Annotated in this window: 15 protein-coding genes; 8 read left to right on the top strand and 7 right to left on the bottom strand. The window is 62.1% G+C overall.

Annotation, left to right across the window (positions count from 1 at the left end; translation table 11 throughout):
• The first annotated feature begins 123 nt into the window (after positions 1-123).
• Together ACGHP5_RS12750 and ACGHP5_RS12745 are read left to right on the top strand one after the other, a co-directional pair.
• Positions 124-780 carry a DUF6250 domain-containing protein gene (locus ACGHP5_RS12750; protein WP_390568435.1) on the top strand — a complete coding sequence of 219 codons (657 nt, stop codon included), beginning with the start codon at positions 124-126 and terminating at the stop codon, positions 778-780.
• Positions 781-809: 29 nt separating this feature from the next.
• Positions 810-1,532: an MBL fold metallo-hydrolase gene (locus ACGHP5_RS12745; protein WP_290533595.1), complete on the top strand. Its 723-nt coding sequence runs from the start codon at positions 810-812 to the stop codon at positions 1,530-1,532.
• 68 nt (positions 1,533-1,600) lie between these two features.
• Here the strand turns inward: ACGHP5_RS12745 and ACGHP5_RS12740 are convergent, their stop codons facing one another.
• Positions 1,601-2,008, bottom strand: coding sequence for a hypothetical protein (locus ACGHP5_RS12740; RefSeq protein WP_295902313.1), 408 nt, complete (start codon positions 2,006-2,008; stop codon positions 1,601-1,603).
• A gap of 142 nt (positions 2,009-2,150) precedes the next feature.
• On the opposite strand from ACGHP5_RS12740, the gene ACGHP5_RS12735 reads away from it, so the two are divergent.
• Positions 2,151-2,711, top strand: coding sequence for an RNA polymerase sigma factor (locus ACGHP5_RS12735; protein ID WP_390567101.1), 561 nt, complete (start codon positions 2,151-2,153; stop codon positions 2,709-2,711).
• Positions 2,698-3,090, top strand: coding sequence for a hypothetical protein (locus ACGHP5_RS12730; protein WP_390567099.1), 393 nt, complete (start codon positions 2,698-2,700; stop codon positions 3,088-3,090). The genes ACGHP5_RS12735 and ACGHP5_RS12730 overlap by 14 nt, the downstream gene beginning before the upstream one ends.
• 57 nt (positions 3,091-3,147) lie before the next feature.
• Here ACGHP5_RS12730 and ACGHP5_RS12725 read toward each other — a convergent pair whose 3' ends face one another.
• The 4 genes from ACGHP5_RS12725 to ACGHP5_RS12710 all read right to left on the bottom strand — a co-directional run bounded on the left by ACGHP5_RS12725 (position 3,148) and on the right by ACGHP5_RS12710 (position 6,708).
• Positions 3,148-3,462, bottom strand: coding sequence for a heavy-metal-associated domain-containing protein (locus ACGHP5_RS12725; RefSeq protein ID WP_290533599.1), 315 nt, complete (start codon positions 3,460-3,462; stop codon positions 3,148-3,150).
• Positions 3,463-3,577: 115 nt separating this feature from the next.
• Positions 3,578-5,944 carry a TonB-dependent receptor domain-containing protein gene (locus ACGHP5_RS12720; RefSeq protein ID WP_390567097.1) on the bottom strand — a complete coding sequence of 789 codons (2,367 nt, stop codon included), beginning with the start codon at positions 5,942-5,944 and terminating at the stop codon, positions 3,578-3,580.
• 66 nt (positions 5,945-6,010) lie between these two features.
• Entirely contained in the window at positions 6,011-6,436 is a 426-nt protein-coding gene (locus tag ACGHP5_RS12715; RefSeq protein WP_290533601.1) for a hypothetical protein, read from the bottom strand.
• Positions 6,436-6,708 (bottom strand): PqqD family protein, encoded by a 273-nt coding sequence (locus ACGHP5_RS12710; RefSeq protein ID WP_290533602.1) that lies wholly within the window; start codon positions 6,706-6,708, stop codon positions 6,436-6,438. Before ACGHP5_RS12710 ends, ACGHP5_RS12715 begins: the two co-directional genes overlap by 1 nt.
• A gap of 183 nt (positions 6,709-6,891) precedes the next feature.
• Between ACGHP5_RS12710 and ACGHP5_RS12705 the strand changes: the two genes are divergently transcribed.
• The 4 genes from ACGHP5_RS12705 to ACGHP5_RS12690 all read left to right on the top strand — a co-directional run bounded on the left by ACGHP5_RS12705 (position 6,892) and on the right by ACGHP5_RS12690 (position 11,730).
• Positions 6,892-8,895: an ATP-dependent DNA helicase RecQ gene (locus tag ACGHP5_RS12705; protein WP_390567094.1), complete on the top strand. Its 2,004-nt coding sequence runs from the start codon at positions 6,892-6,894 to the stop codon at positions 8,893-8,895.
• A gap of 59 nt (positions 8,896-8,954) precedes the next feature.
• Positions 8,955-9,563, top strand: coding sequence for a 3'-5' exonuclease (locus tag ACGHP5_RS12700; RefSeq protein WP_290533604.1), 609 nt, complete (start codon positions 8,955-8,957; stop codon positions 9,561-9,563).
• Positions 9,560-10,759, top strand: coding sequence for a class I SAM-dependent rRNA methyltransferase (locus ACGHP5_RS12695; RefSeq protein WP_290533605.1), 1,200 nt, complete (start codon positions 9,560-9,562; stop codon positions 10,757-10,759). Before ACGHP5_RS12700 ends, ACGHP5_RS12695 begins: the two co-directional genes overlap by 4 nt.
• A 125-nt stretch (positions 10,760-10,884) precedes the next feature.
• A complete protein-coding gene (locus ACGHP5_RS12690) occupies positions 10,885-11,730 on the top strand; it encodes an alpha/beta hydrolase (protein WP_390567092.1) in 846 nt (281 codons plus the stop codon).
• A 44-nt stretch (positions 11,731-11,774) separates the two neighbouring features.
• Here the strand turns inward: ACGHP5_RS12690 and ACGHP5_RS12685 are convergent, their stop codons facing one another.
• Positions 11,775-12,629 (bottom strand): hypothetical protein, encoded by an 855-nt coding sequence (locus ACGHP5_RS12685; protein WP_390567090.1) that lies wholly within the window; start codon positions 12,627-12,629, stop codon positions 11,775-11,777.
• 95 nt (positions 12,630-12,724) lie between these two features.
• Entirely contained in the window at positions 12,725-14,671 is a 1,947-nt protein-coding gene (yidC, locus tag ACGHP5_RS12680; protein WP_390567088.1) for a membrane protein insertase YidC, read from the bottom strand.
• Positions 14,672-14,742 lie beyond the last annotated feature (71 nt).

Raw genomic sequence — 14,742 nt, 5'->3', positions numbered from 1 at the left:
CGGGGTTTTTCACGTCCTGTTTGGGCGTTCCGTCGGGGCTGTACAGCCACAAAGATAGATTTTTTTTCGCGTATGCGAAATCTATTTTGCCGTTTCGCAGCAAATTTGTATCTTTATTCCATGATGCTCCGACTGACGACACTCCTTTTTGCCGGACTGCTGGCAGCCTGCAACCACTCCGGCCGGTGGATCTCCGAATCCGAAGGCGGTCCGGCCTCGCTCGCCGAACGGGGCGACACGCTCGAAATCGTGGCCCCCGAGGGGCTGACGCTCTGGTATCCGGAACCGCTCTCGGGGGATTACCGCATACGCTACGACGCGACGGTGGTGATCGGCAGCGGCGCACACGACCGGCTCGCCGACCTCAACTGCTTCTGGGCGGCCTCCGATCCCCAACACCCGGACGACTTTTTCGCCCGCTCGGCCTGGCGCGCGGGCACGTTCGCCCGCTACAACTCGCTGGACCTGTTTTACGTGGGTTACGGCGGCAACGACAACACGACGACCCGCTTCCGCAAATACCACGGCAGGCGTTTCGGCGCCCCGGCCGACGAGGTGAAACCTCTGCTGGGCCAGTACACCGACACGGCGCACCTGCTCCGGCCCAACCGCCCGCTGCGCATCGAGATCACGGTCGCCGGCGGACGGACGACCTATGCCGCCGACGGCGAAGTGCTCTTCTCGCGGGAACTCGCCCCCGGCGAAGGCGACGGCTACTTCGGGCTGCGGCTGCTGGCCAACCACACGCTGATCGCAAACTTCGGGATCGAACGATTATGAAAACACACAAACCAACCGTACTTATTCTTATGTCACTGCTTTCCATCTTCGGCTGCGGCCGCGCAAAGGCCCCCGAATATCCCGCCGACCGGCTCACCGCCCGCGACGGGACCGAATTCACGATCACCTTTTTCAAGCACGCCTCGCTCTCGATCGCCGTGGGCGGCAAATACATCTACATCGACCCCGTGAGTGCCAACGCCGACTACGGCGCGCTGCCGAAGGCCGATGTCGTGCTGATCACCCACTCGCACTACGACCACCTCGACGTGGCGGCCGTCGAGAAACTGCTCGCCGCCGACACCGAGATCCTCTGCGACCGAACCTCGGCCGAGGCTTTCGAGATGAACTGCTACACGATGCGTCCGGGCAGCGTCGCCACGCCGCGCGACTATGTGAAGGTCGAGGCCGTCGCGGCCTATAACACCACGCCGGGCCATCTGCAATTCCACCCCCGGGAGCGCGAGGACTGCGGCTATGTGCTGACCATCGGCGGCACACGCATCTACATCGCAGGCGACACGGAACCCACCCCCGAACTGAAGGCACTGCGGAATATCGACATCGCCTTTCTGCCCGTGAACCAGCCCTATACGATGACCGTCGACCAGGCCGTCGAAGCGGTGAAAGCGCTGAAACCGGCGATCTTCTACCCCTACCACTACGGCGAAGTGGATGAAAAGACCGATATCGACCGTCTGGTGCGCGAACTGGACGGAGTGACGGAGGTCCGCGTCCGGCCAATGGAATAGCGGACCCGCCCCTGTAAAACAAAGAGCGCCCCTCAAGGGACGCTCTTTTTCGCAGCGGGCTGCCCGCCCTACTTCCGGCGGGAGAGGATGCGCTCCGCGATGAACGAGACGATCAGTCCCAGGCCGCCGAAGGCGAGCACCGAACCGCCGTAGACGATGCTGCGCGTTTCATAAGACTGTATTTCGGTCACACGGGTCAGCATAAAGCCGAAAAGCAGTCCGGCGCCCAGCCCCAGCAGCAAGCTGCCGATTTTCAATGCCCCGGCCGGAATACCCGGAGCAGTTTCGGGCGCAATCCGCATCGTAGTGCCTGTCCGCAGCCCCATCGGCACCAGTTTCAGGTAATCGATCAGCGATCCGGGTTCGAGTTTCCCGATAATCTCGCGCCGCTCACGGCGACAGATCAGCAGTTCGAAGAACTTGTAAATTCCCAGCGTGACGATTGCCGTCACCAGCGGGATAATGATAAAATCCATAATCTGTAAAATTAAAAGGTTTCCGATTCTTTTTTGCGATCTTTGCCCTGTTAGACGCCGAATGTGCAAAAAGGTTACAGACGACGAAAAAACACGGCCCGCGTGTAACCTTTTCCGCCGCGGCGCGTCTAACGGGATAACCATGCAAACGGAAGAACAGGAACTGATCCGGCGAATCGCGGGCGGAGAAACCGAACTCTGCGCCCGGCTGACCGACCGCTACGGAAGGGCGGTTTACACGCTGGCGGCGCGGATCGCCGGATGCACGGAGGACGCCGAAGAGTTGACACAGGATATTTTTCTCAAGGCGTTCTCCAGGCTGGACCGGTTCGGCGGGCGGAGCAGTTTTTCGACGTGGCTCTACCGCATCGCCTACAACACGGCCGTATCGCACGCGCGGCGCACGCGTCCGAAGTATTGCGGCATGGATGAACGGCGGCTGGCGGCCCTGCCCGACAGCGAGGTCGACCGGCTGGAGGAGTGGGCCGAAAAGCAGGAGCGCCTCGACGCACTGAACCGCGCCGTCGAACGGCTCGACCCCGAGGAACGGGCGCTGGTGACGCTGTTTTACTACGAGGACCGCTCCGTCGGTGAGTGCGCTGCGATCACGGAACTCTCGGAAGGCAACGTCAAGGTGCGGCTCCACCGGATCCGGAAAAAACTATATGTACTGGTAAACGACGAGATGAATGGAAAAGAGTGATGCGATACGCCGCGCGGTCCGGCAGGTCCCGGCCCCGGAACTGCCCGCAGACTTCACCCCGCGGCTGATGGAACGGATGCGACGCGAGGCCGCACGGCGCGAACGGCGCGAAACGTGGCTGCTGACGGCCGGGGGCGTCGGCTGCTTCACGGCGCTGATCTCCGCGTGTGTGACGGCGCTGTGGCCGGATTTCAGGCTGCGAATCCCCGACTTCGCCCTTCCCCGCCCCGAACTGCCGCACATCGAACTGCCGCACATCGAACTGCCGGAGGAGGACAAATCGCTGGTCGCAATGTGCGTCTGCATCGCGCTGGCCTTTCTCGTGCTGCTCCTTGCCGACCTGATGATCCGCCGCCGCATCGCCTCCTCCCGGAACTGAAAAACGGGGAGACCTCCCGATGAGGTCTCCCCGTTTCCGATAACAAACCCGCCGAAGCTACTTCTTCGCAGGGGCCTTTTTGGGTTCGGCCTTCACCTTGATCGTGGCGAAACCCTTGACGATGTTCTCGTCGCTGTTCTTCGAACCGTCGTAAATCACGGTGACCTCCTTCTTCGGAAGATCCACCTTCACGTCCTTGATGCCCTTGCCGAGCGACGGAACGTTGTTCATGATCTTCTTCACGCAGTGTTCGCAGTCGATGTCCGTAACGAATACCGTCGTCACCTCTTTTTTCTGTGCCGGTTTGCCGGCCGCAACGCACATGCCGAGGCCCATCACCAGAGCCAGGCAAATCATCAGAATCTTTTTCATCTTGCTGTTATTTTAAGGTTTCGAAAATTTCATTATCCTGTTTCCAAGCCTCCCTTTGAAAAGGGAGGTTCGGAGGGATTGGCTGCACTGTTCCATATCGGTCTTCAAAACAGTCCTAATAGAGATTAAACCGTAGACCGACATAGAACTTGCGGCCCATGAGCGGTCCCCAGACGTTCATCGAGTTGAACTTGTAGTCGTAGGGGTCCTGCGCATTGAGGATCGGGTCCTTCTGGCGGTAGTCGGCGATATTCTCGCACCCGGCGTAAATGTCGAACTTGCCCACCTTGCGGCTCACCTGCGCGAAGAACATCGGATAACGGGGCGAATAGTAGCTGTCGTCGAGGTTGCCCGTCTGCGTCGGGATGCGTGCCGGACCGTTGAGCTGCGCCGTGGCGTCGAACACCCAGCGGCGGAACTTCGTGGCGTACTGAATGTTGAGCAGCGTCTTGTACTCGCTCACCAGCGGACGTTCCACGCGGGCCGTACCGCCGTCGGCGCGCCGGATCGTCATCTCGCTGTCCGTGTACCGGAACGTGGCGAAGATGTCGAGACGCTCGACCGGCGACCACGAGAAGTCGATCTGGTAGGTGTCGGTGTACGAACGGCCGTCGGTGTCGTAGAAAACGATCCGGTCGGCATACATCTCCTGATCGGCCACGACCGAGTTGTAGAACTGCGTGCGGAAATAGTCGAAGCTCAGCGTCGCATCGCCCGGGTTCACCAGCCCGAAGGTCTGCGTGAGGCTTCCGCCGACGGTGAGCGCCTTCTCCATACGGTCGAATTTCCGGAAATCGAACTTCCCGGACTCATTGTCGAGGAACGTGATCGCCCGGCCCGTGGCCAGGACGCCGATGTTGTCCGTAATGACGTTCGTCGAACGGTAACCCAGGCCCGCCGAGCCGCGGAGCGTCGTCGAGGGGGTGATGTTCCATTTCAGGTGGCCGCGGGGCGTGAGGAAGAAGCGGTCGTAATAGTGATTGTAGTCGCCGCGAAGTCCGGCCACGACCGAAAACTTGTCCTTGATGGCGTAGGTATACTCGGCATAGGCTCCCGCCTCGCGCTCGTTGCGGTCGAAATCGTAGTCGCGGACGCTGTTGGCGGCGATCCACGGCGTGGGATTGAGGAGCTTCTCGCGGTAGTAGTCCAGATGCCCCTGCACGCCGACGATGAGCGACGAACGGTAGGTGAAATAGTGGTTGTACATCAGATTCAGCGCCAGCGAGTTCTGGTTGCCCGTATAGTCGTTCAGCCCGAAGTAGGCGTCTTCGCTGAAGTGGTCGAAGTCGGCGACGAACGCCAGGTTCGAACGCATCTCGTCCTGTTCGTCGGGGTCGTAGACTGCCGGACCGACCGGCATACCCACTTTAAAATAACCGTTGGCGTTGCGGTTGCGGATGTGCGAACCGTAGAGCGGCATTTTCTTGTCGCCGGCCCGCCAGTCCCAGTTCTTCTCCATGTCCTCGCGCATGGCCTTCGTATCCTTGTAGTCGAGCATACCGCCCAGACGGTTCTCCTGCACGAACTTCCAGCCCCAGCGGATCTGCGCGCCGTTGTCGGCGGCATAGAGCCACTTGTTGGCCACGTTGATCTGGTCGGATTTCGGCAGGTCGCGGAATCCGTCGTGGTTATGGTCCATCTTCCGGGCGTCGGTGTCCATCGAACCGTGGAGCAGAATGACGCTCGACAGTTTCTTGTCCTTCGTCACGGGAAAGGCCGTCGAAATGTTGGCCTCGGGACGCAGTTCGTCGTCGAGGTAGAGGTTCACGAACAGCCGCTCGTCGTCGGTGGGCTTGCGGTGTTCGAGGTTGATCTGCCCCGTGATGGCCTCGTGGCCCGCCGTGACCGAAGCCACGCCCTTCGACACCTGGATCGAGTTGAGCCACATACCGGGCGTGTAACTCAATCCGTAGGGAGCGCTCAGGCCGCGCATGATCGGGCGGTTCTCGTCGAGAATCTGCGTATAGGTTCCGGCCAGCCCCAGCATCTTGATCTGCCGGGCGCCCGAAATGGCGTCGCTGTAACCGACGGTCACCGAGGCCGAATTCTCGAACGACTCGGCCAGGTTGCAGCAGGCCATCTTGCAAAGCCCCGCGAAGGAGATCATCTCGCCCTTGACGATGCCGTCGCGCTTGACGAAGTTGCCGCTTAAATTGCCCTCGACGACGACGCCTTCCAGCGCCACGCCCTCCGAACGGAGCGCGAAGGCGACCTTGTCGACGCCGCTTTTCACGTCCAGCGTGTCGTTGACGAAGCCCAGATACGAAGCCACGAGGCGGTCGTAGCCCTTTACGCGGTGCAGGAGGAACGCACCCTGGGCGTCGGTGCTGGCCCCGATGGTCGTACCGGCCCAATAGACCGAGGCGCCGATGAGCGGTTGATTATCGGCGTCGCGGACCACACCCCGCAAATCCTGCGCACGGAGCGAACCGCACACGGCGAGGGCGAAAAATGAAAATGCAGTGATTTTGAAAAATCTCATGAAAATTCCGTTATTGGTTAAAACTGATTGCGGACCGGCGCACACGGCAGCGGTCCCGAAGGAGTCTTAAACCAATACGGGAGGGGCGCGGAAGCCGACGGAGAGTATGCAGGCTTCCCGGACGAAAGGCGTCCGCCTCTCGGCGACCTTTTCGCGCAGAAAAGGAACATGCGCGGGGCACGGGCACTCTGCAGCGAGTGCGGGCGGCAGGTCGAGGACGATGCAGCGGGTATACCGCTCGTTGCTGTCGGAGGAGGAGGATACGTAGAGTTCGATTTCGGTCGAATGGTGCTTGCCGCAGCAGGGTGCGCGCATCTCGCCGCCGGCCGCAGCCGGAAGGTCCGCCACATGGTGGCAATGGCTGCAGCACGCGTGTTCCGTGCGGGCCTTCATCGCCACGCACTTGCACGTCAGCGACGCCAAAGCCGTCCCCGCCGTCGCAAAAAGATAGACGGCAAGCAGCAGCAGCGATATGGACCTTTTCAATTTCATCACTTTTCCACGATTCCGCATTCGGCCAGGCTCGCGATCCACCGCTCGGCATCCTGCCGGGCCGTGTCGGCGTCGACCTCGTAACGTTCGGTGAGCAGCAGCGCGGCGTCCGCAGCCGTAAACTCGCGTTCCCGCAGCTTCTCCCACAGATACATCGACGAAGGATTGAGCGACACGATGCGTGTCATATCGGCGGCGCCTCCGCGCCCCGGCATCACGATCACATGCTCGCCGGCCATCTCCCGGACTTTGTATTCTTCGCGTATCTTCATCGGTCGAACGTTCTGATAATGTGCAAAAGTATAAAAAATTCCCCAAACCGCCTAATTTTTTTATAAAACGGCCCGCAATCCGGTTTTGGAGCCGTAACGGCACTTTCAGGAGGCCGGGGCGTTTTGCCGGACCGCATGCAACCGGGTTTTGCTTCCGTCCCTTCTTTTTTATACCTTTGTGTCATGAGACCCGCACCGGACAGGATATACGACACGCTGAAACGCTACTGGGGCTTCACGGAGTTCCGTCCCGTGCAGCTGGAGATCATCCGTTCCGTCCTGGAGGGCCGCGACACGCTGGCGCTGATGCCCACGGGCGGCGGCAAGTCGCTCACGTATCAGGTTCCGACCCTCGCCCGCGAGGGGCTGTGCATCGTCGTCACGCCGCTCATCGCCCTGATGAAGGACCAGGTCGACCGGCTCCGGGCGCGGGCCGTCCCTGCCGTTGCGATCCATTCGGGCCTTTCGCCGCGGCAGATCGACATCGCGCTGGACAACTGCGCCTACGGCGACGTGAAATTCCTCTACGTGGCCCCCGAACGGCTGGCGACCGAGGCGTTCCGCCTGCGCGTCGTGCGCATGAACGTCTCGCTGATCGCCGTTGACGAGGCCCACTGCATCTCGCAGTGGGGCTACGACTTCCGGCCCTCGTACCTGCGCATCGCCGAACTGCGCGAAAAGCTCCCCGGCGTCCCCGTGCTGGCGCTCACCGCCTCGGCCACGCGCCCGGTGGCCGACGACATCATGCGCCACCTGAAATTCGCCGAACCGCACATCCTGCGCAGCAGTTTCGCGCGCCCCAACCTCTCGTACAGCGTCCGCCGCACCGACGACAAGAACGGGCAGCTGCTGCGGCTGGTCCGCAACGTCCCCGGCACGGGCATCGTCTACGTCCGCACGCGGGAGGGAACCGAGCAGATCGCCGACTTCCTGCGCCAGGAGGGCACGACGGCCGCCGCCTACCACGGCGGACTGGGGCATGCCGAGCGGTCGCTGCGGCAGGAGGAGTGGCTCTCGGGCAAGACGCGCGTGATGGTGGCCACCAACGCCTTCGGCATGGGCATCGACAAAGCGGACGTGCGGTTCGTGGTCCACTACGCGATGTGCGACTCGCTCGAAAGCTATTATCAGGAGGCAGGCCGCGCAGGCCGCGACTCACAGCGGGCCTATGCCCTGCTGCTCGTGGCCTCGGACGACAGCGACCGCATCGCGCGGCGCTTCGAGCAGGAGTTCCCTCCGCTGGAGAAGATCAAAGACATCTACGAACGGGTCTGTTCCTACCTGCAAATCGGCATCGGCGACGGGGGCGAAGCGTCGTTCCTGTTCAACATACACGACTTCTGCGCCCGCGAGCGCCTCTATTCGGGGACCGTCGCGAGTGCCCTGAAACTGCTCCAGCAGAACGGCTACATGACCCTCACCGACGCACAGGAGAACCCCGCGCGGGTGATGTTCTGCGTCAGCCGCGACGAACTGTACAAACTCCGCGTGCAGCGCGACGAACTCGACCATTTCATCCGCACCCTGCTGCGGCTCTACAACGGCGTCTTCACCGAGTTCCGGCCCATCGACGAAGGCGAACTGGCCACCTGGAGCGGCTACACCGTCCAACGGGTCAAGGAGCTGCTCAAACGGCTCTGGCAGCTGCGCGTGATCCGCTACATCCCCTCGAACCGCTCGCCGATCCTCTTCATGAACGAGGAGCGCCTGCCGCGCGCCGACCTCTACATCGCCCCCGAGACCTACAAGCGGCGGCAGGAGCTGATGCGCGAACGCTTCGAGCAGATGATCGCCTACGCCGCCAACGAGCAGGAGTGCCGCAGCGCCGTACTGGAGCGGTATTTCGGCGAGGAGGACCCTGCTCCGTGCGGGGTCTGCGACGTCTGCCTGGCCCGCAAACGGGCCGCGAAAGCCGCCGCCCGCGAGGCCGGCACAGCTTCCGGAACCCCGAATCCCGGAGCGGCCGGCGATGCGCCCGGCCCCGAAAGCGCCCTGCGCGAAAAACTCCTGGAGCGCCTCGCCCGGTCGCCGGCCGACCCGCGCCAACTGGCCGCCGAACTGGCCTGCCCGCCCGAGCGGCTGGCCGAAGCGGTGCGCGAACTGCTCGGGGAAGGCGCGGTCCGGACCTTCGCAGACGGACGGCTCAGGCTTTTCAGCGCTCCCGACAGCCCGGAGAAGGCAAAATAGCGCTCCGAAGAGCCGCTTTTCTGAAAATAATTGCGTAAATTTGTGGGAATTTTCACCGCATGACCACAATTAACAATTTCATCGATAAAATCAGCAACGAGCAGACCGCCCTGCTCCCGGCCGTGGAGTTCCGGGGTGAGATCCGCATCGTCGAGCACGAACGCGACATCGCCGCGGCCTGCAAAACGCTCGCCGAGCAGCCCGTCATCGGCTTCGACACCGAAACGCGCCCCTCGTTCCGCCCGGGCGTCACGTTCCGCGTATCGCTGCTGCAACTCTCCACGCCGACAGTCTGCTACCTGTTCCGGCTCAACCGGATTCCGCTGGCCAAGCCCATCCTGCAACTGCTCGAAAACAAGCAGGTCCTCAAGATCGGCGCCGACGTGGCGGGCGACCTGCGCTCGCTGCGCCAGATCCGCCACTTCCGCGACGGGGGTTTCGTCGACCTGCAGGGCATCGCCCCCGAGTGGGGCATCGGGGAAAAGAGCCTGCGCAAACTCTCGGCCATCGTGCTGGGAAAGCGCGTCTCGAAAGCCCAGCGGCTGAGCAACTGGGAAGCCGCGACCCTCACGGACAAACAGCAGCTCTACGCCGCGACCGACGCCTGGGTCTGCACCCGCATCTACGAACAACTGCTCCGCACACCGAAAAAACCGATCCGCAAATGATACCGCAAATTTACCTGCGCAAAGGCAAGGAGGAATCGCTTCTGCGCCGCCACCCGTGGATTTTCTCGGGCGCCATCGACCACATCAAAGCCGAGGAGGAGTCCGACTTCGCCGAAGGGGCGCTCGTCGAGGTCTACACCCGGCAGGGCGAATTCATGGCCCTGGGCCACTATCAGGTAGGGTCGATCGCCGTGCGCGTGCTCACGTTCGAGCGCGAGGAGATCGACCAGGCGTGGTGGAACCTCCGGATCGCCGTCGCCTACGACGTGCGCCGCACGCTCGACCTTACGGACAACCCCGCGACGACCTGTTACCGCCTGGTCCACGGCGAGGGCGATTCGCTGCCGGGACTCGTCGTCGACATCTACGGCCCGGTCGCCGTCGTCCAGTGCCACTCGGTGGGCATGTACCACGCGCGGATGCAGATCGCCGAGGCGCTGCGTACGGTCTACGGCGCACGCCTGACGGCCATCTACGACAAATCGTCGCAGACACTCCCCTTCAAGGCCGCCCTCGGCGCCGTCGACGGCTACCTGTGGGGAACCTCGGACCACACGTCGCACATCGTGACGGAGAACGGCGAGCGGTTCTACGTCAACTGGGAGAAGGGGCAGAAAACGGGCTTCTTCCTCGACCAGCGCGAAAACCGCCAGCTGGTCAAACGCTACGCCAAGGGCCGCACCGTGCTCAACACCTTCTGCTACACGGGCGGGTTCTCGGTCTACGCCCTCTCGGGCGGCGCCGAGAAGGTCTGCTCGGTGGACTCTTCCGAGCGCGCCGTGGCGCTGGCCACGGAGAACATGGCGCTCAACTTCGGCAAGGAGGCCGACTGCTGCCAGATCGCCGCCGACGCGGTGGACTACCTGAAGGACATCGGCGACAAATACGACCTGATCATCCTCGACCCGCCGGCCTTCGCCAAACACCACAAGGTGCTGGGCAATGCCATGCAGGGCTACAAGCGGCTCAATGCCAGGGCCTTGTCGCAGATACGCCCCGGCGGCATTCTCTTCACGTTCTCCTGCTCGCAGGCCGTCACGAAGGAGCTGTTCCGCACGACGGTTTTTTCCGCCGCCGCCATCGCGGGCCGCAAGGTGCGCATCCTGCACCAGCTGACCCAGCCGGCCGACCATCCGATCAACATCTACCACCCCGAAGGCGAATACCTCAAGGGGCTGGTGTTGTACGTGGAATAGGCAACCGGTTGCAATCGCATGCCCCGTTCCGCGCTGCCGACTGCCGCCGTCGCCGTCTGCGGCAGGGTATCCCAATCCGACGCCACCCAACCCCTCCCCCAGAGAGGGGCTTAATCGAAACTGCTATGAAAAAACCACTCATCACCGCCCTGTTTGCGCTCACCGCGGCCCTGACGGCCGGGGCGCAGAGCCGTACCGAAGTCTACACCTTCCGGAGCGAGGTCCTCGGAGCCGAAAAGAGCTGCACGGTCTACCTGCCCGACGGCTACGACCGCTCGCAGGAGTCCTACCCCGTGCTCTACCTGCTGCACGGCGCCAGCGGCTGCCACACCGACTGGACGCAGAAAGGCGACCTGCGCCGCATTGCCGACGAAGCCTTCGCCGCGGGCATGGCCCGGCCGATGATCGTCGTCATGCCCGATGCCTCGGGCGAAGGCCCGAAGCGCACAGGCGAACACATGGGCTATTTCGACGTTCCGGGCTGGAACTACGAACGGTTCTTCTTCGAGGAGTTCATGCCCGCCGTCGAAAAACGCTACCGCATCGCCTCCGACAAGACGCACCGCGCCATTGCGGGACTGTCGATGGGCGGCGGCGGCACGGCGGTCTACGCCCTGCGCCACCCCGAACTGTTCGGCTCGGCCTGTTCGATGAGCGGCCTGCTGGACATGTTCCCCGGCCGCCGCAGCTACGACAGCGCCTTCCAGCAGTCCGTCGCGGAGAACTCGCCCGTGGCCCTGCTGCGCGGAATGACCGACGAACAGCTCGGCGGCGTGCGCTCGGTCCGCTGGTGGGTCGACTGCGGCGACGACGACTTCCTCTGGAAATGCAATGTCGATTTCTACACGCTGATGCGCGAGCGCAACATTCTCCTGCAATACCGCATGCGCGACGGCGGCCACACGTGGCGCTACTGGCAGACGGTGCTGCCCGACGCGCTGACATTCGTTTCGACCGGATTGGGTAAATAGCCGCACTCCCATAAAGAAAGGTCCCGGACATCCGGGACCTTTCTTTATTTCACCTTCTCGAAGACGTAGACTTCGTGCACCTCGCCGTCGTAGCCCGGGTAGAATCCCCGGGGCATGCCCAGCACGATCCGCGCCCCGCGATTGGCCAGCACCAGCAGGTCGTCCGTCGCCGGATCGAGGGCCAGCCCCTCGATTTCGCCCGGGCGGCGAAAATCGGCCATCGAACGCAGCGGAAGCACCGTGGCATACGATTTTCCGTCGCGCAGGTCCGCGACGTAGAGGTTGTCCGGCTCATCGAGGTCGGCATCCCCGTCGTCCGCAGAGATCAGCATGCGTCCGCCGACCATGAAAATCCCCTGCTGCCACTGGGGCACGGGACGCAGGTGGACCTTGCGGACATACTGCCCCGTTTTCCGGTTGTAGCCGTAGACGTAGCGTCCGTCGACCCAGTCGGCCATCCAGACCATGTCGCCGTCGCGGTCCACCGCCAGTCCGCACACCTCGACCTGCCCCGATTCGGGTTCCCAGTCGATCGAGCGTTTCCATTTCAGGTTGCCGGCATCGTAAACCGCCACCTGGATATTCTCCCCGCGGCCGTCGTCGAAGGTCTCGATCCCGGCGTAAATCTCCCCGTCCCAGACGTCGATGTCACCGATGTGGTTGGCCGCCAGCGGCAGCCCCTCGAACGGCCGCTCGTTTTTGGCCACCAGCCGCCCCTGTTTGTCGTATTTGTAAAGCGCCGTGCTCCCCGACACGTAGTAGTAGGCCGAGTCGGCGGCAATACCCTGCCGCCCCTCAACGGGAATCACGCGTTTCAGCCGGTACTCCGACCCCAGGTTCTGCGCCACGAGCGGCATCCCGGCCGCCAGCAGCGACGCCAGCATCAAAATTCGTTTCATAACGGTATCGTTTCATGCGTCTCCGGCAAAAACGGGGCCGGAGCAGTTTCCCGATGTGGAATCCGCCCCGGCCCGTGTTCAAAGCGGAGTTCCGCCTATTTCTTCTTCGCGCGCTGCTGGGCCTCCTGCTGACGCATCAGCTCCTCGTAGCGCTGCTGGAATTTCGATTTCTTGCCTTTCGACTTCTTCGCGGCATTCGCCTGCATGATCGCATGGATCTTGTCGTCGTCGACCATGCGCCGGATGACGAGCGTCTGCCCGATGGTGAAGAGGTTCGACAGCAGGTAGTAGTAGCAAAGACCGCTCGAATAGCTGTTGAACCAGAAGAGCATCATGATCGGCATCATGTAGACCATCATGAACTTCATGCCGGCCATCTGGGGCTGCGACGACGCCGTCTGCTGGTAGTTGAAATAGGAGTATCCGAACATCGACACCGCCATCAGCAGGGCGAACAGCGAAACGTGATCGCCGTAGAAGGGAATCGAGAACGGCAGGTTCAGCACGCTGTCGTACGACGAGAGGTCGTCGGCCCACAGGAAAGGCTGCTCGCGCAGCTCGATCGACGCGGGGAAGAAGCGGAACATGGCGATCAGGATCGGCATCTGGATCAGCAGCGGAATGCAGCCGCCCATGGGGTTGATGCCCGCCTTCTTGTACAGCTCCATCGTCGCCTGCTGCTTTTTCATGGCATCCTCCGGCTTGGGATACTTCTTCGCCAGTTCGTCGATCTGCGGTTTGACCAGGCGCATCTTGGCCATCGAGACGTAACTCTTGTAGGTCAGCGGCGATATCACCAGCTTCACGAGGAGCACCAGGATGAAGATGATGATGCCGAAACTGCCGATGTAGTTGCGCAGGAAGTCGAAGACCGGAATCACGCACCAGCGGTTGACCCACCCGAAGATGCCCCAGCCCAGCGGCACGAGACGCTCCAGGTGAATATCCGCACCGTTCGCATCGTCGACCTTCTTGAGGATCGAGTACTTGTTGGGTCCGAAATAGAACGCGAAATCATAGCCCTCGGTCTGCGGCGTATAGGGCAGCCCCATCTGCGCCGTGAAGGTCTTGAGCAGCGACGATTCGGGAGCCGCCGTGTCGAAGGCGAGGTTGGCGTACGACACGTTGTCCGGGGCGATGAATACCGACGAGAAGAACTGCTGCTTGAATGCCACCCAGTTGACCTGCGTCGAGATATTCTTCGACTTGGAGCTTTCGCTCATGCCCAGCTCCTCGATCGAGGTCTCGTTGGGGAAACGGTACGAGAGCGTGGTGTACATGTTCTCGTTCTGGAAACCCTTCTCGTTCTGGAAGGTGGTGTTCGCCCAGTCGATCTGAATCTGTGTCTGGTTGGCCATCTCCGGCGCCATGTTGACCAGCCGCACGTCGAAGTCGACGAGGTAGTCGCGCTCGGGAGCCTCCGTATTATATATAAGGTAACGGTACTCCAGATAAGCCCCCTCCGCGACCGGAAGGCGCATCACGACGCTCTTGGCTCCGTCCGCCTCCCCGGCTACGGGCTGGGCCGTGAAGACGTAGTCCAGCGTGTTGACCGGCACGTTCTTCAACCCGTTTTTCAGGTAGAACAAAAGTCCGAAACGCGCCGTGGCAGGATCCATCATCTCGATCTTCCGGTCGCGTTTTCCGCGCGGAGCGTATTTGGTGTAATCTTTCAGCGTAACGCCCTTGATCTGACCGCCGCGGGTGGAGAAGAGCACCGAAATCACGTCGTTCTCGACCGTGAATTCCTCGGCCTCCGCCTCGCGGGCCGCTGTCAGCGACTCGCCCAGCGTCTCCACCTGACGTTCGCGCACCGCGGCCGCAACCTCGGCAGCAGCCGCTTCGGCCTGCACGCCGTTGCCCGACGCCACCGAATCGGCGATGGGCGCCGCCGCACGCGCCGCTGCGGCCACCGAATCGACATAGGCCTCGTATGCGGCTTTCTGTTCCTGATATTCTTTCTGTTGCTGGCTGTTGAAGTAGGCGAATCCCAGAAAAAGGACCGCTACGACGGCGATGCCTATGATTGATTTTTTATCCATTTAAACTTTAATTATTTGCACCGACAGCCCAAAGCCCCGATTTTGCCGTGAAACGGCACTAAATCCCCGTC

This window comes from Alistipes sp. i18-0019-D1 (assembly GCF_042852885.1).
Taxonomy (GTDB): domain Bacteria; phylum Bacteroidota; class Bacteroidia; order Bacteroidales; family Rikenellaceae; genus Alistipes.
This window is presented reverse-complemented; position numbering and strand designations above follow the sequence as displayed.